General features: G+C 58.3%; 11 protein-coding genes and 1 pseudogene. 9 read left to right on the forward strand and 3 right to left on the reverse strand.

The genetic code is table 11. From position 1 onward, the window contains the following. Positions 1 to 38: 38 nt before the first annotated feature. A pseudogene (locus QWU43_RS04620) lies at positions 39 to 245 on the reverse strand (tyrosine-type recombinase/integrase); the annotation flags it as partial. A 1,600-nt stretch (positions 246 to 1,845) separates the two neighbouring features. Between QWU43_RS04620 and QWU43_RS04625 the strand changes: the two are divergent. Continuing rightward, positions 1,846 to 2,640: a hypothetical protein gene (locus QWU43_RS04625; RefSeq protein WP_370917256.1), complete on the forward strand. Its 795-nt coding sequence runs from the start codon at positions 1,846 to 1,848 to the stop codon at positions 2,638 to 2,640. 454 nt (positions 2,641 to 3,094) lie between these two features. Here the strand turns inward: QWU43_RS04625 and QWU43_RS04630 are convergent, their stop codons facing one another. Beyond that, positions 3,095 to 3,940, reverse strand: a complete 846-nt coding sequence (locus tag QWU43_RS04630) for a mechanosensitive ion channel family protein (protein ID WP_370917257.1) — start codon at positions 3,938 to 3,940, stop codon at positions 3,095 to 3,097. 271 nt (positions 3,941 to 4,211) lie between these two features. Between QWU43_RS04630 and galE the strand changes: the two genes are divergently transcribed. The 4 genes from galE to QWU43_RS04650 all read left to right on the forward strand — a co-directional run bounded on the left by galE (position 4,212) and on the right by QWU43_RS04650 (position 7,738). Next, positions 4,212 to 5,219, forward strand: coding sequence for a UDP-glucose 4-epimerase GalE (galE, locus tag QWU43_RS04635; protein WP_370917258.1), 1,008 nt, complete (start codon positions 4,212 to 4,214; stop codon positions 5,217 to 5,219). Positions 5,220 to 5,284: 65 nt separating this feature from the next. Then, positions 5,285 to 5,689, forward strand: coding sequence for a DoxX family protein (locus QWU43_RS04640; RefSeq protein ID WP_370915274.1), 405 nt, complete (start codon positions 5,285 to 5,287; stop codon positions 5,687 to 5,689). After that, positions 5,686 to 6,378: a zf-HC2 domain-containing protein gene (locus QWU43_RS04645; protein WP_370915273.1), complete on the forward strand. Its 693-nt coding sequence runs from the start codon at positions 5,686 to 5,688 to the stop codon at positions 6,376 to 6,378. Before QWU43_RS04640 ends, QWU43_RS04645 begins: the two co-directional genes overlap by 4 nt. Before the next feature lie 115 nt (positions 6,379 to 6,493). Continuing rightward, positions 6,494 to 7,738 (forward strand): alpha-amylase family protein, encoded by a 1,245-nt coding sequence (locus tag QWU43_RS04650; RefSeq protein WP_370917259.1) that lies wholly within the window; start codon positions 6,494 to 6,496, stop codon positions 7,736 to 7,738. 21 nt (positions 7,739 to 7,759) lie between these two features. Here QWU43_RS04650 and QWU43_RS04655 read toward each other — a convergent pair whose 3' ends face one another. Beyond that, entirely contained in the window at positions 7,760 to 9,367 is a 1,608-nt protein-coding gene (locus QWU43_RS04655) for a dolichyl-phosphate-mannose--protein mannosyltransferase (protein ID WP_370917411.1), read from the reverse strand. A gap of 131 nt (positions 9,368 to 9,498) precedes the next feature. On the opposite strand from QWU43_RS04655, the gene rsmI reads away from it, so the two are divergent. From rsmI to QWU43_RS04675, 4 genes are all read left to right on the forward strand, one after another. Next, entirely contained in the window at positions 9,499 to 10,347 is an 849-nt protein-coding gene (gene rsmI, locus QWU43_RS04660; RefSeq protein WP_370915270.1) for a 16S rRNA (cytidine(1402)-2'-O)-methyltransferase, read from the forward strand. Between the two features lie 157 nt (positions 10,348 to 10,504). Beyond that, the gene (locus QWU43_RS04665) at positions 10,505 to 12,337 is read left to right on the forward strand and encodes a BCCT family transporter (RefSeq protein WP_370915269.1); all 1,833 of its coding nucleotides are present in this window, start codon (positions 10,505 to 10,507) and stop codon (positions 12,335 to 12,337) included. Positions 12,338 to 12,453: 116 nt separating this feature from the next. Next, positions 12,454 to 14,283 carry a methionine--tRNA ligase gene (metG, locus tag QWU43_RS04670; protein WP_370915268.1) on the forward strand — a complete coding sequence of 610 codons (1,830 nt, stop codon included), beginning with the start codon at positions 12,454 to 12,456 and terminating at the stop codon, positions 14,281 to 14,283. A gap of 199 nt (positions 14,284 to 14,482) precedes the next feature. Continuing rightward, positions 14,483 to 16,756, forward strand: a complete 2,274-nt coding sequence (locus QWU43_RS04675; protein WP_370917260.1) for a hypothetical protein — start codon at positions 14,483 to 14,485, stop codon at positions 16,754 to 16,756. Positions 16,757 to 16,771: the final 15 nt, after the last annotated feature.

The following is a 16,771-nucleotide window of genomic DNA, read 5'->3' on the forward strand; positions in this document are numbered from 1 at the left end:
TTCATGCGCGTACGCTCTCCGTACGCTTCACGATTCGGTCAGTGCCCGGAGTCCCGGATCAACTTGGACATCGACACCGCAACGAGGTCTAGATCGTCGTCGAACAGATCCGCGTAGCGGTCCAGGGGCATCGAGGCCTTCGCGTGCCCGAGCATCCGCTGAACGCCTTCACATTGGCCCCGGAGGACACCGCGAGGGATGCCGCGGTATGGCGCATGTCCGTGGATCGTGACTTTCGGAAAACCACCGTCGTGACGCCCTATGAGGTCTTTAACGGCTCGTCTGGAGACGTGTTGGTGGTCTCGCGTTATGGAACACGGATCTACTGCACGGGCAGATGCCAGTTGCTATGCACAGTCTGGCGACTACTTGTTTGATGATCGTCTCGAATGTTCCCAGGTGCCGACCGCCCAAGTCTATCCTGCCATCGATAGTGATAGTAGGTAGTTCGCGTTAAGCTGCGATCATGACTGTGCAACCGGCCTCGAGTAGCCCACCGGTGGGAAGGAGGGGAGGGACGGCCGATTCCATTGTTTTGCACCAGCTCAAAAGATTTTATCGCTGGGAGTCATCTGTTGCGCAATCTGTCCGACCTATCCGATGACCCGGTGGGGATGATCACGTTCTTTTACTTCATAGCTTGGAGATGAGCTAGGCCTGGCGAACCGCGAAAGTGTAGTTGAAACCTAACTGATTTTTCCTCGCCATTGCCCGCAGACATGACCACAAACCTGGCTTACATCCCGGAACCAGATGAGTCGCCGATGACTGTGTTGAACCGAGGTTGTTGACCGTACAGAGACGTAAAAATGTCTGCAGGGGTCGTTTGTTCGGAAGTGTTGGTGAGGCATAACCGGTTTGGCGCCCCACTGATTTGTTGAATCGCCCAGTCCGTTTTTAACGGAGTGACGGACGCGTTTTGTGCTTGCCTGCATCGATCTCCTGAACTTTCAGTATCACTGTTCCGTCCAACCGATCCGACCCATAGTTCGTTCAACGACTACCTTGTCGGCGTGGGATGGCCTTGTCCGGGTATGAACATGCAGCTACGCTCCGGATCATCAGAATGGACGTCGATTCTCCCGTTTTGCGTCATCGTCGCAGGGAAGCCGGTGGTGCGGAGAGTTCGAACATCCGGATATTTTGATCGTCAGAGGTAGCCGTCGACGCCTAAGCTTGCTCAGCACCTGACAGCTTCGCATAGAAGAGGTGGACTAGGCGTAGCGCTGGATCTCATTGTCTTATTTTGGTATCCGCGGTAGCTGTTTTATCCTCGTGCAACGCGACCTAATCTGGCGACGTTTACCCAGGCCTGTCTGATGTCGTCGAAACGGTCCTGATGAGGCCACTTCTCCCATCATCATCAGGTGGGATCAGTTGGATCTTCAATCAGAGTATTTTACCTACAAAATAACATTCTCGTTACGTATCACCGAGGGTATCTGGCAATGTTATCTGTGGCAAGATCGTGATAGCAGTATTGACAGGGCTGGGTATGATGTTATTTGTGGACGTTCGGTCGAAAATGAAGCAGTATAGGAAGTTGGATGTCGTGACGACTGTTCGATGAAAACTTCACCCGTCATAAATTTGGTGGACGACACTTTATGCAATACTGCCGCCACTCAACTACTATAGGGTTTCTTTATGTCCATATCTATTATGGAGAATGTGTAGTTCAGATAGAGTGTGGTCGGGAATTGCTGGTTGAATAGCGTCAGTTATTAGGTTGTTTTTGCATTATATCATGTGGGTAAAATGTATTTATAGCAGTCGATGCTGATTAAACTGTTTCTAGTATTCATTTTAGAGTCAAGTGAATCATGTGGAAAGGATGTGGGGTTGATGAGTGATAAAAATAGAATCACAAAACTTGAAGGAATAGAAGCGTACAAAGATTTTTTCCTGAATTACAAAGATCCTTGGCCTGAGCGATCGATCAAATGCATGGGTATGGAGACAGGTGAGATTGATGTTAATCGGGATGATCGTTTGAAAAATCTGTTAAAAATCGCTCACGAAACAAGGAATTTTGAGATAGAACTCTATTGGAGAAGGGCAACTTACTACTGGGGTTTCATGGTTGCAATTTTCGCTGGTCTCAAATGGGGAAGCGACGGGTCTGATGTTCTCGAGGTTCTGTTTTCATTGCTCGGAGTTCTATTTGCAGTAGGCTGGTACTGGTCAAGTTTGGGGAGTAAGTATTGGCAGGAAAATTGGGAATACCATGTCACTGTGCTTGAGGTGATTTCGGAAATTCCAATCCACTCTGTTAGAAAACTGCCAAATAAAAGAAAGTGTCTTGACCCCTTACGAGCGTACCCCTATTTGGTGTCAAAAATTAACCATTTGCTTAGTCTTTCAGTTGTTCTCTTCTGGCTATGTATATTCACATATTCAGTATCCTCATTGTTTGATGGTTTTGAGTTTCGAAATGCTTTCACGGTGGCCTCGATTATAGTTGTTGTTTTCCTGTTGTATGGTATGCGGGCAATGGTTCGGTCTGAAGTGGTTAAAATTGAATGGAAGGATATGGGAGGCTCTAGGTCAGGGGTTGAGGAAGTATTAAGATTCAGTGTTGGCTATGAGGCTGGCTCTTCCGAAAAGGGGGCATTTGTTCAGGAATCTGGTAAAGAATAAGGTGTATTTCGAGTCGTAGATGAAACTACTCTCTGCATGTTTAAATTGTGCGGATTTGTATGGTTTGTTAACTAGTTTTTCTGGAGTCGTAAACCGGTATTTTGGTGCTTTTTGCGTGGGCCCGTTAATTGGCCATCTTAGTTTTCAAATGATGGGGCTAGTGAAGCGAGGCTATTGTTCAGCGCCTTGAGGGGCCTTGGCTGGCATTCTTTAATGGGATGTACTGAGTTCTGGAATGATTCATCCGATGTCGGTGAAATTATCTTTGGCGTTCGATATTGATTTTCTGTAACTCGTTTAAGTTGCTGGTTCAATTCCGAGATTTCGGTCGGATCTTTGCAGTTACCCGATATAGGGTCCGATGTACTCCTCTGGTCTGGTAGCAGCTCCGGAATGGGGACAATGATCGGCTTGTGCAGGCGGCGTCGATCGTATTGTGCCCAGATGTCTCCGCCTAGAGGCGATCATGTGTTCCCGCTACTCCCGTATCGTACGAACCCGGTATCTCCGTGAGCTGTACGACCAACGGCGGTGTCCCGATGGTGATTCCGTTCTCGGCGAAGGAGCCCAGGACATGCTCGATCACCGCGTCTTGGGCTTCTTTGGTGTCGAGTTGTCGGGCGCTGGTCCAGAATCTCAGGTCCAGTTGTATTGTTCCGGTGCTGTCTACCTGTGAGAACAGCGCCTGGGCAGGTGGATCGGAGAGCACGCTGGGCAGTTCGCGGATGGCATTCAGCGCGACCTCTCGGGCTGCGGTGAGATCGGTGCCGAGGGTGAGATTGAAGGCGACGGTGGAGCGGACGTACTCGAAGCCCGTCTGCACGGTGACGATCTCGGAGTGCAGTGCGGAGTTTGGGATGAGGACCAATCGGCCGTCGAAGGTGCGGATCGCGGTGTGGGACAACTGCATCTCCACTACTGTTCCCGCGTGATCCTTCAGCGATATCTGGTCGCCGACGCGGAATCGGTCACGGGCGAGGATGACCATTCCGGCGAACATGTTGCCCAGCACCGTCTGGAAGGCGATACCGATCGCCAGGGAGAAGAGTCCGATTCCGCCGAGGATATCGACGGGTTTGACGCTGGGGAAGACGATGGTGAGGGCCGCGCCGAGGGAGATGACGATCACTGCTGCCTGGACCAGGCCTGCGAACACCCGGCGGGAGGAGTCGCTGCGGCCCCGCCAGTGCAGGAATCGGGAGGTCGCCCAGTTCATGACTCGGGAGAATACATAGCCGCACAGTGCCACGGTGAGTCCGAGCAGTGCCGCTTGCCAGGTGATCGGTGGTAGTTCGAGCATCTGTCAGCGGTTCCTTCGCGTTGTCGGACGGTCGGGGGTAAGGGTATTCCCGTTGATGTTCAGGGTAACGGGATGTCTCGCGCCATCGCCAGGGAGCAGGAAGGGGGAGCTGCGGGGTCGGTGAATCGTCCGGTTTCCCGGCGATGCCCCGACTGATGCAAGCCTGGCAGTGATAGGTTCGGTGGAAACGAGACCGTTCCGTTACCCGTCGACAGAGGGCGGCGGCGATCACTCCGGTCGCGCGACGGACGAACCCAGGCAAGGAACCCACATGGACATTCTCATCACCGGCGGTGCAGGCTTCATCGGATCGACGGTCGGCTCCGCGTTGATGGAGCTCGGCCACAACGTCATCGTGCTGGACAACTTCTCCACCGGTCGGCGGGAGTTCGTCACGGATCGCACCGTGTACGAGGGGGATATCGCGGATCGGTCCGTGGTGGACCGGATCTTCACCGAACATCCGGATATCGCGGTAACGATCCACTGTGCGGCGTCGATCGTCGTTCCCGAGTCCGTTGCGGAGCCGATCAGGTACTACCGCAACAACGTCGAGGGCACACTCGAACTCGTTGATGCGTTGCTCGCCAATGGCTGTCAGCGGATCATCTTCTCGTCGTCGGCGTCGATCTACGCGGTTCGGGGGGACTTCGCGGTGGACGAGGACTGCGACATCTCACCGACGAGCCCCTATGCACGCACGAAAGCCCACGTCGAGGGCATGCTGCGGGACATCGCGCACGGCACGGACCTGAAGGTTCTGTCCCTGCGCTACTTCAACCCGATTGGGGCCGACCCGAAGATGCGTACCGGGCTCCAGTTGGAGTTCCCGTCGCACGCCATGGGCAAGATGATCGAGGCGAAGAACGCGGGTAAGCCGTTCACCGTGACCGGTGTCGAGTGGCCCACCCGGGACGGGTCCGGTATCCGTGACTACATCCACGTCTGGGACCTCGCTCAGGCGCACTGTCGGGCTGTGGAGCGCTTCGATGACGTGGTCCCGGGCACGGATGCTGAGAGCTCCTACCGGGTGATCAACCTGGGTACCGGCGACGGAACCACCGTGTTCGAGCTGGCCGACGCCTTCTCCCGGGTCTCCGGTGAGAAGCTAGAGATTGTGACCGGTCCGCCGCGCCCGGGCGACGTCGCGGGTGCATTCACCCGGTCCAGTCGGGCGAAGGATGAACTGGGCTGGGTGGCTGAGTATTCCCTTGATGAGGGGATCGCGGATACCTTGAGGTGGTTCGAGGTCCGGGGAACCGTTCTCGACGAGTTCTAGGCCACGCGCCGCGCGTGTGCGGGGAGTGTCACATCGGTGGGGATGCCACCGGGTAGTCTGTCCTCATGGATAAACCGGTTGTCAGGGACGGCATGTTACTGGTGTTTCGGTTGGTCCTCGGGCTGGTGTTCATCATCCATGGCTGGGACAAGGTTTATTTGACGGGCATCACCGAGACCACCGGGCGGTTCAGCGCGGCTGGGGTGCCACAGCCTAAGATTTCGGCGTGGATCGCTGCGGTCGCGGAGCTGGCGGGTGGGGGCATGCTGGTTGTGGGATTACTGGCGACGCTCGCTGCCGGTGGTCTGGCGCTTCTGATGGCGTGTGCCTTCTACTTTGTGCATCTCGGGTCGGAGATGTTCGTCGCCGACGGTGGCTATGAGTATGTTGTCGTGCTTATCGTTGCGCTTCTCATGGTGGTCGTGTTCGGGCCGGGGCGCGCGAGCATCGACGGGGTTCTGGGTAAATGATCGACTGTGTGGAGATTCAGCGGGCGTTGTCTTCGCGGTTGGATGGGGAATCAGCCGGGATCGATGACGAGGTCGTGGATGCCCACGTGGCTGCGTGTGGGGAATGCCGGGCGTTTCTGAATTCTGCGGCGGCGCTGAATCGACATTTGAAATTGGCTGCGGCAACTGGCTCAGATCCGATGGTTCCTCCTGATCTGTCGGCGTCCATTTTGGCGGGGATTGAACCCGAGATGCGGCGACGGGCCGCGGCTCGGGAATTCGGGTTGGTCGTGTCGAGGCTGATCCTGGTGCTTCTTGGTGTGGCATATGTGGTTTGGGCGATCGTGTTGTTGAGTTCGTCCGCGTCAGTGGCTGCGGTGCCGGTGGATCCGTTGACGGATGCGACGGTGGTGGCGGGTCTGCTCGTCGATGCCGCGGCGGTGCGGCTCTCGCTTGCCTTCGGTCTGTTCTTCGCGGCATGGAGGCCGCAGAGCGTTTCGGGGATGCTACCCGTGTACGGGGCGCTCTGGGCGTTTAGTTTCGGTTTTGCTGCCAGGGATGTGGTGCTCGGGTACGCCAGTACGTCGGATATTTTCGGGCTGGTGCTGCTGCTGGTCTCCGCTCTGGTTCTGTTGTGGACGTGGTTGTCTGGTTTCGGTCTGGTGGCGATGGGGCGGGCGTGGCGTGCGGCCACTGCACAACCTGATTAGGGGTGTCCTGCTGGCTGTGTGCCGGGCGGATGGCCGTGGCAGACTTGGGGTGACAGGGTCGACGTTCTTCCGTGATGCCCGTCGACCTGAACCGATCTCCAGGAGTTGAATTCGCATGAGCTTCGCCGATCACGCCATCATCTGGCACGTCTATCCGCTGGGTTTCACCGCGGCCCCGGTGCGTCCCTCGGGCCCGGGGGAGCGTGAACTCACGCATCGATTGCCTGCCTTGGTCAACTGGCTGGATTATGCGGTCGGTCTGGGATTCAATGTGGTTCAACTCGGCCCGGTCTTCGATTCGACGTCGCACGGATATGACACCCTCGATTTTCACCGAATTGACCCCAGGCTTGGTGACGACGGGGACTTCGACGGTTTTATCGATGCTGCGTCTGAACGTGGGGTGAAGGTTCTTCTCGACGGTGTGTTCAATCATGTCAGCAGTGACCATCCTCTGGTTCGGCGGGCGCTGTCCGAGGGGCCGGAGGGGGAGTACGCGGGAATGTTCCGGATCTCCTTTGACGGTGAGACGGCGCGTCCGGAGACATTCGAGGGGCATGATGGGCTCGTGGAGTTCAACCATGATGATCCGCGCGTGGCGGATCTGGTCGCCGAGGTGATGCTTCACTGGTTGCGTCGGGGTGTCGCAGGGTGGCGTCTGGATGCCGCGTACGCGGTACCCCCGGAATTCTGGAGGTCCGTCCTTCCACGTGTGCGTGAGGAATTCCCGGAGGCGTATATCTACGGGGAGATGATTCACGGTGATTACGCGGACTACGTCGAACGCTCAGGGGTGGACTCCGTCACCGCCTATGAGTTGTGGAAGGCGACGTGGAGCTCCCTGAAGGACGACAATTTCTTCGAGCTTGAGTGGTGCCTGCGCCGCCACAATGAGTTGCTGGGGACGTTCACTCCCTACACGTTCGTCGGCAACCATGATGTGACTCGTGTCGCCACGAAGATCGGCCCGCAGAAGGCGGCTGTCGCTGCTGCGGTCCTCTTCACGGTTGGTGGTGTTCCGGCTGTCTACTACGGGGATGAGTTCGGGATGGAAGGGGAGAAGTACGAACGTGTCGGTGGTGATGACGAGGTTCGCCCAGCCTTCCCGGGATCACCCGCTGAACTGGGGGAACAGGGCGAGTGGTTGCGTCGGATCCACCATGATCTGATCTCTGTGCGACGTAACCACCCGTGGTTGGTTCACGCCCGGGTGGAGACGGTGGACCTGGCGAATACCGCGTACACGTTTGATTGTGTGGGCAGAGACGGTGAGCGCCTCCGGGTCGCTCTGTCCACGGATCCCGTCACGGAGGTGCGGATCACCCGCGAGGGCGAGGAGATCTACCGTTTCGACGTGTGAGGTTCCCGGGTATGTGTCCTGTTATTTCCAACTGCGCAGCCACATCATTGATTCAAATTGCTCGTCGGTGATGCGGAAGCCGTAGAGGATTGGTAGGAAGTAGAAGAACAGTGCCACGGTGAGAGCTAGGTAGACGATTACCCCGAACCCGCCCCAGGTGAGCTTCGGGAGAATCCTCGCCTGGGGAACTCGGGAACTGATGTGCCCCCCGGTGCGAGAAATCTGAACCAGCGTGATCGCCAGAAGGACAATGGTGAAGGGCACCATCGCGGTGGCGTAGAAGAAGTACATCTGGCGATCGTAGGTGATGATCCACGGGAGCCAGCTCGCGATGAATCCTGTCACCGGTACCGCGAAGCGAAGGTCGCTGCGGATGATCAGACACCACAGCCCCCAAAGGACGACGGGAACGGTCAACCACCAGACGGCGGGGTTGCCGAAGAGCATGATCATCCGTCGACAGGTGTCCTCACCGCAGGGCAACCCGGTCGATGAGTAGTAGAGGATCGGCCGGGTCGCGGCCAACCAGGACCAGGGTTTCGAGTCCCAAGGATGGCTGTGTCCGCTCGAACTGGTTAACGAAGCATGGAACTGGAGGACCTGCTGATGGTAATAGACCCAGCCTGCGAGCGCGTCGGGGAGTCTGGACAGCAGAGAATCCGGGTTGATGTCCCCATTGGTGGCAGAGTGCCGGTATACACCGGTTTCTGAGGCGAACCAGGCACGCCAGCTCCACGCGTAGACAAGGACGGGGAGCAAGACGAGAGAAGCGAAGGCAGGGAATGCGTCGCGGACGAGCATGCCCGTGAACGGTTTGGCTATGCGATAGTGGTGCCGTAACCAGATGTCCAGGCAGACGGTGAGAATGCCGAAAAAGGCGATGTAGTACAAACCCGACCATTTGATCGAGAGCGCCAGTCCGAGCATGAGTCCACAGCCGAACCTCCACCACCGGTAGCCGACGGAGGGGCCGAACACGGATCCTCCCGGTATCAGCTTCCCCTCGCTCCAGGCGCGGTGGTATCTATCCCGGACCTGCGTGAAATCCCTGGCGATGCAATAGGCGGCGGCTGTGATAAAGAATGCCTGGAAGATATCCAGCATGCCGAATCGAGAAGAGATCAGGAGAACACCCTCGACGAGCGCCAGGAGACCGGCGACGGCTGTCGCGGACGGTGAACCGGTGAGTCGACGGGTGAGTGCCATGATGAGAAGTATTGTCCCGACACCAAACACCGCAGTGCTGAGACGCCAGCCTGTAGGTGTGTATCCGAAGAGCATCTCGCCATAGGCGATTAGCTGTTTCGCCAGAGGTGGGTGTACGACGAGTCCGAAACCGGGGTTGGCTTCGATGCCACCGGTGAGTGGATCTGTTGCTGATCGGACCATCTCCCATGCCTGGGGGACGTAGTGTTTCTCGTCGAAGACAGGGGTTCCGTTCCCCGTGGCGAAGGGGAGCCTGAAGAAACGGGTGATCGCCGCGAGGGCGCCGATGACCAGGAACACACAGGTATCCGTGCGGGTCCAGGGATGGGACAGGGGACCGATAGGTGGAGGGGGCTGAAAACGTTGTTCCGGGGTGGTCTCCGGTTGCATCAAGGACTGATTTGTCGCGGGAGTAGGGGGCATGTCTGCGATCACCCGTCCAAGTGTATTGGCCCGGGTGCGGGTGTGGGATGGTTGGCTACTTGCTCTCTCATTTCATGGTGTCCGGGGCTGTCGTGTGGGGTACTGCGGGTGGGATGTGGGACACTGGCCCCATGCAGTCCGAATCTCGTCAGTTACCGGTGGGCGTGATCGTCGCCGCAACCCCGTTGGGCAATGTCTCGGACGCTTCCCCGCGTCTCGCGGCGGCCCTCGAGTTTGCGGATGTGATTGCGGCTGAGGATACCCGAAGAACTCTGATGCTTGCCGCCGCGCTCGGTGTCAGGCCGCGGGGAAAAATCATCTCCAACTTCGACCACAACGAGGCGGGGCGAGTAGAGCAGTTACTTGAGTTCGCCCGTACAGGCACCGTCGTGATTGTCAGTGACGCAGGGATGCCGAGCGTTTCGGACCCCGGTTTTCTGCTCATTGACAGGGCGCATGAAGTCGGTATATCGGTGACCTGTTTCCCGGGGCCGTCGGCTGTGCCCACGGCCCTTGCGTTGTCTGGGCTCCCCGTTGGTAGGTTCTGTTTCGATGGGTTCGCACCACGGAAACATGGGGCGCGGGTTTCCTGGCTGGAGGAACTACGGAACGAACGTCGGGCGGTGTGTTTCTTTGAGTCTCCGCACCGGTTGGCCCAGACGCTGGCGGATGCTGCGGATGTACTCGGTGGTGACCGCCGTGCGGCGGTGTGCCGGGAACTGACCAAAACATATGAAGAGGTCAGGAGAGGGCGACTCGCTGACCTTGCGGAATGGGCAGAAGGGGGCGTTAGGGGGGAAATATCCGTGGTTATTGAAGGTGCACGACCTGACACTCGGGATGTTGCTGATCTCGTGGTGGAGGCTGCTCGGCGGGCATCTGGCGGGGAGCGTCTGAAGGCTGTGTGCGCGGATCTTGCCGCAGCGCATGGCGTCTCCAAGAAGCAGATCTACGACGGTGCTATTCGAATCCGTGACTAAAATGTTGCACAGTTGTTATCAAAACCGGTTGGAAGCTACTCTGGTCAGCGACAATGGGGGGTTCGCTAAGGGCGTAAGTGCGCTATAAATTCCTTAAGTTCGCGATAAAAAATGCTGGTCATTTGATTAATCACCGGTTTGGCACCATGTTGGAAGCATGACCAACTCTGACCCGAATGAACAAGACGCGCACCATACCCATCAGCGCGGACCGAAGGACGGTCTGACTGAACCCGAGCCCCGTTCCGCGACGCAGACCCTGGCGTCGATGCTGGAATCTCCGGCTCCGCTCCACCATGACGATGACACTGACGCCATTGTCTCTGAAGCCGATGCGGAGTTCCACAGACTTTGCTGGCCCGTAATCCTCCCCGCGATGGCGATCGTCATTGCGGTTGTCGCATGGGGGCTCATCAGTCCCCTGGGGTTCTCCGACTTCGCCTCGGAAACGCTCGCGGTCGTGGTGAATAACTTTGGCTGGGCTTTCGCACTGTTCGGAACAGTGTTCGTAGCATTCATCGTGTTCATCGCCTTCACCAAGTTCGGCCAGATCAAGCTTGGGCGGGACAATGAGGCCCCGGAGTTCTCCACGACGAGCTGGATTGCGATGATGTTCGCGGCGGGTATGGGCATCGGTCTGATGTTCTACGGAACTGCAGAGCCCCTTGGGCACTACCGCTCCGGTGTTCCCGGGCATAGTGAACGGGAGGTTGGTACCGCTTTCGCCACAACCCTCTTCCACTGGACTCTGCACCCGTGGTCCGTCTACGCCATCGTGGGACTGGGTATCGCCTACTCGACCTTCCGCGTCGGGCGCAAGCAATTGCTCAGTTCAGCTTTCACCCCGCTGATCGGGGTCAAGGGTGCCGAAGGTGTACCAGGTAAAATCATCGATATTCTCGCCATTATCGCGACAGTTTTCGGTACGGCTGCATCACTCGGTATTGGTGCCGTCCAGATCTCCGCAGGGCTGGACAAGACCGGCCTGATTCCGGATGCCTCCGACTCCACGATCCTCATGATTGTGCTCGTGTTGACCCTGGCTTTCGTTATCTCCGCGATGTCCGGTGTGGGCAAGGGTATCCAGTACATTTCAAACGTCAACATGGTTCTGGCGGGTTGCCTCGCCCTGTTCGTCTTCATCCTAGGTCCGACGGTCCACATCCTGAACATGGTCCCGACTGCGGTGGGCAACTATATGCTCGCATTCTTCGAGATGGCAGCCCGAACCGCCGATTCCGCTGATGGCACCGCCGGCGAATGGCTCTCCGGCTGGACAATCTTCTACTGGGCGTGGTGGATTTCCTGGAGTCCTTTCGTCGGCATGTTCCTGGCGCGTATTTCCCGCGGTCGTACCATTCGTGAATTCGTCATCGGCGTTATTGCCGTTCCTGCGGCTGTATCCGTCCTCTGGTTCTGCATCTTCGGTGGCACCGGGATACACCTCGAACAGATCGGTGAATCCATCTATGGCGATGGTGATGCGAAGCGTCAGTTGTTCGATCTCCTCTACACCCTTCCCGGTGGGTCGATCGCGGCATTCATCGCGATGCTGCTGCTCGCCACTTTCTTCATCACCTCGGCGGATTCTGCCTCCACCGTAATGGGCTCGATGAGCCAGAATGGTCGTCTCGAGGCTAATCGTTTCGTCACCGCCGGATGGGGTGTTGGAACTGCGGCCATTGGTCTTACCCTTCTGCTGAGCGGTGGCGCGGATGTCCTGGGTAATCTGCAGAACGTGACCATCATTGTGGCCAGTCCGTTCCTGGTGGTCATCTTTGTGCTGATGTTCGCTATCGTGAAGGATCTGCGTAACGATCAGCTCTATTTGGACCACAAGGCGCAGCGCGAGTTCGCTATGAACCTGGCTCGTGAAGCTCGGATCCATGCTGAGCACCAGAAGCGTGAGGCTAAGAGAGCAGCCAGAGCATCGAAAAGCCCCAAGATCAAAAACGTTGCTAAGGCAATGAAGAAGGTAAATAAGAAGTAGCAGTACCGAGTTTCACTCGCGAGGCCCCGCCGACGGAACATCCGCCGACGGGGTTTTGTGATGGCGTGGGGACCCGGCGTCGGCACTGGAGCAGTCGATAAATTAGGCTTGTCGACATGACGAAGTCTGTGCTCACTGCTGTTGCCTGGCCTTACGCCAACGGCCCTCGCCACATCGGACACGTGGCGGGGTTCGGCGTTCCTTCCGACGTGTTCGCCCGTTTCCAGCGAATGTCGGGTTCTGATGTGCTGATGATCTCAGGAACAGATGAGCACGGCACTCCACTGCTCGTCCAGGCGGAGAAGGAAGGCGTCAGTGTGCAGGAGCTCGCTGACAGATACAACCGTCAGATTGTCGAGGATCTTGCTGGTCTGGGCCTCTCCTACGACCTGTTCACCCGGACTACGACCCGTAACCACTATGCCGTCGTCCAAGAACTGTTCCGGGGACTCCACGACAACGGGTACATGATCGCGGAAACCACCATGGGGGCGATCAGTCCGTCCACGGGGCGGACATTGCCCGACCGCTACATCGAAGGTACCTGTCCACTCTGTGGTGCTGCAGGGGCACGGGGAGATCAGTGCGACGCCTGCGGTAATCAACTTGACCCGGCCGATCTCATCGATCCGGTGAGCAAGATCAACGGTGAAACCCCTGAGTTTGTCGAGACTGAACACTTCCTCCTCGACCTCCCAGCACTCGCCGGAGCATTGGAAGAATGGTTGAAGGGGCGTACTGATTGGCGCCCGAACGTCCTGAAGTTCTCGTTGAATCTGCTGGCTGATCTTCGGCCGCGTGCGATGACCCGAGATATCGATTGGGGTGTCCCGGTTCCCATCGAGGGTTGGTCCGAAAACAGCGCGAAAAAACTGTATGTCTGGTTCGACGCTGTTGTGGGCTATCTCTCATCGTCCATTGAGTGGGCCTGGCGTACCGGCCAGCCGGAGGCTTGGCGGAAGTTCTGGACCGACCCGGATGCTCTGTCCTATTACTTCATGGGCAAGGACAACATCACGTTCCACTCCCAGATCTGGCCCGGTGAGCTCCTCGGATACCGGGGCCTCGGTGCCAGGGGAGGAGAAGAAGGCGAGTTTGGTGCGCTTCAACTCCCCACGGAGGTTGTGTCCTCCGAGTACCTCACGATGTCAGGATCGAAGTTTTCATCCTCCAAGGGCGTGGTCATTTACGTGAAGGACTTCCTGAAGGAGTTCGGCCCCGACCCGTTGCGCTACTTCATCGCAGTTGCGGGCCCTGAGAACACCGACACTGACTTCACCTGGGACGAGTTCGTCCGTCGGGTGAACAATGAGCTGGCTAATGGCTGGGGCAATCTGGTCAACAGGACGGTGTCGATGGCACACAAGAATTTCGGTGAGGTTCCGGTACCCGGGGAGCTGACTGACTCCGACCGCCGGATTCTCACCCTGTCGGCTGATGCTTTTGATGTCGTGGGAGCTGCACTCGGGCAGTCGAAGTTCAAGGCCGGGATCACCCATGCGATGCACGTGGTGGGAGAGGCGAACGCCTATATTGCGGAGCAGGAACCCTGGAAGCTGGCCAAGGATGAGTCGCAGAGCGAGCGGCTGGCCACCGTGCTACACACCGCCCTGCAGGTGGTCAGTGACTGCAACACACTGCTCACCCCGTATCTTCCACATACGGCACAGAAGGTGCACGAGACTCTGGGACGCGACGGAATCTGGGCGGCGATGCCTGAGATTCACGACGTTACGGATGACATGCCCGTCGAGCCGGTCGGTGTTGGGGTTCCTGATAAGGGGCGCAGTTATCCCGTCATCATGGGAGATTATGTCAATCAACAGGCACGTTGGGAGCGCATCGACGTTGTGCCCGGGACTGTACTCGCCAAACCGAAACCGCTCGTCGCCAAGCTCGATCCCGAGCTCGGCGAGACGGGCCCTGAGTGGGCTCCGGTGCACTGAGGGGTTGAACCGGCGCCACGTTCCCCCTTTCCATGGTCACCCGTTACATCGACTCCGGTACTCTCAGGTAATTAGTTGTTCGTGCACGTAGCCTAGGGTTTCCGGAGTCCATTGGGGGCTCGCTCTCGGCGACGGCCTATTACCCCGGGAGCTGGCAGCAGTGTTCTATCCTCATGGTTCAGGTCGGTCCCATGCCGGTGTGAAGCCGTGGAATGTTATTCTCCGGACCCTCGCTGCGGTGTTCCTTCTCGGTGTCGTCGCCTGCCGGGTTCCGGGGTTTTCCGGTGGCACAGGAGCCGACTCGGATGGGGATATTTCCGGGACGGATACGCACACCATCAGTTCCCCGTACCTGTCGCGGGTCACATTTCCCACGACTCCCGTCGCTGAATGGCACGCCCCCTCCCTATCGATGAGAGCATCCGGAGCACCTGGATCAAACCCCATAGCAAGGGCTCCGCTCTACGTCGAGCGGGGCGTGGCGGTGCTCGACTCCGACGGCGATGGTGTAGTCGCGTACGACACCGGTACAGGTACCGAGATGTGGAGGGACGATGAACTGGGGTGTTTTCCGGATTTCGCGCATTCCGGACAGCTTGTGTGTAGGTCCGCCGGTACGGGAGCCCGTTTGATTGATGCGGTCACCGGTGGCGGAGAGGAGCTCGTAGGGAATCCGGTGGCGACGGGCATCATGCGGAGGCTCGTGGGTGGTTTCGTCTACCGTGGCGCGGTGTACCTCCATGGTTACCCCGATGGAGGTGACGGTTATCTGCTGGCCAGAAGGGACATCAAAGGTACCGATTGGTCGATCAAAACGATCGCCACATCCCAGATGTGCCCGATCCTCGGTGATCCGGTGCCCTCCGCGACATTCAACGGTTCGATTGGGCTAGACACCGGCAGTGCGGGAACCTTCGTGTTCGATCCGGACACCCTCGAGATCCTCACCATGGGCGCCACATTCTCTGCGGTCCCAGGGCCGGACGGGCCGTTGTTCTCCCAGCCCTGCACGAACCCCGCCCCCGGTGCCAGCGGCGGCCCCGCCGGAGGGGGAACGCTGACTGCCATGAACGGGACAATCATCGGTGACTACGAGTCGGTAATTCTACCGTCCTGGCAGGTGAGCACGACACCACGGGGCATCGCCATCGCCGGTGGAGATCTGGTGGACCTCGACAACGGTGACGTCATCGTCGATCTGATTCTGTGGGCGGCGACTTCCTTCTCTAGTGTGCGTAGTCTCGTCGTGGTGGGGGACACCGCTGTGTTCACCGCGTCGGGGGGCCGTATCGGTATTGACATTGCAACCGGGGATGTCCTCTGGAGCGGGCCTGTTGAGGATCCCGGGGAGCCGGTGGGAACAGACGGCCAGCGACTGTTTACTACCACCGGTCAGGCGGTCGACCTCGCAACGGGTGATGTGGTGTGGACACTATCCGTCACTGGAGCCGGTGGCGGAGTCGCTACGGCACCAGACGGTCTCATTGTGAGTGACCGGGCCGGTGTGAATTTCTACCGTGCGACGGGAGATCTCGTCACTTCGCTCCCCGGGCAGGAGAACATCACCGTCGCCGGGGCGGGGGATTCCGATACTGGATCGTCGGTGGATGTGTCCCGCAGTGACCCACATGCACTCACCGCGTGTGGACGAGTCCCCGAACTGCGTGCCGATGTTCTGTCGCTGGACTCGGGGATCCTCTCCGCTGACATGTTTGTCAAACCCGCCTGCCCGGAGGGAGATGTACTCCATGGTCGGGATTTCGTTCTTCGGTTGAGAACCCAGAGCGGGATCACCGTTGCGAGTGGGGTGTTCGACCTGTCGGCGTCGCCCATCGTCATTCCGCCCGGGGGACGGACTGTGACATTCAGCTTCCCAGAGGGCAGCTATTGGATCGCCCCGGGAAGTCTCGCGGGGGATAAGGCCGCATCTCCGGGTACGGTGTCGGGGACGCTTGAACTGTCCGGTGGACTCCTTCTCGTCGAGTGTGAACGTGGTGAGAAACAAGGGCGGGATGACGGTGAGTGGTCCGGGGACTCACGAATCGACGATGAACCAGCGGTTGAGATCGCTCGAAGTAGCGGACTAGGGCCAGAGGAGGCATCATCCACCGCGTGCGGGGCACTGGAGGAGATCCGGCGGCGTGACCGCCCCATCGTCGCCGATGAACTCGCCGGTCTCTGGCAACCCCAGTTGGCGTCCATGCAACCAGGTACGGGTGGGCACGACTGTGACTCCATCCTCCGTACGCACTTGAAGTTCCGGGATAGGTACCCCACGTCACGGCTGGTGTGGAGTGGTGACTGGCGGAACTATGACCGTAAGGAATGGTGGGTCACACTGTCCGGTGTGGGGTTCCCGACCGCTGACGGGGCCCTACAGTGGTGCCGGAACGAGGGGTGGGGTCCGAACGACTGCTATGCGCGACTTGTGTCGAATGATGTCGGCCCCGAAGGGACCACGCGCTACCAGTAGTCGTGGAAACATGAG

Origin of the sequence: Corynebacterium sp. CCM 9204 (assembly GCF_041357695.1) — a bacterium.
In the GTDB taxonomy this organism is placed as follows: Bacteria; Actinomycetota; Actinomycetes; order Mycobacteriales; family Mycobacteriaceae; genus Corynebacterium.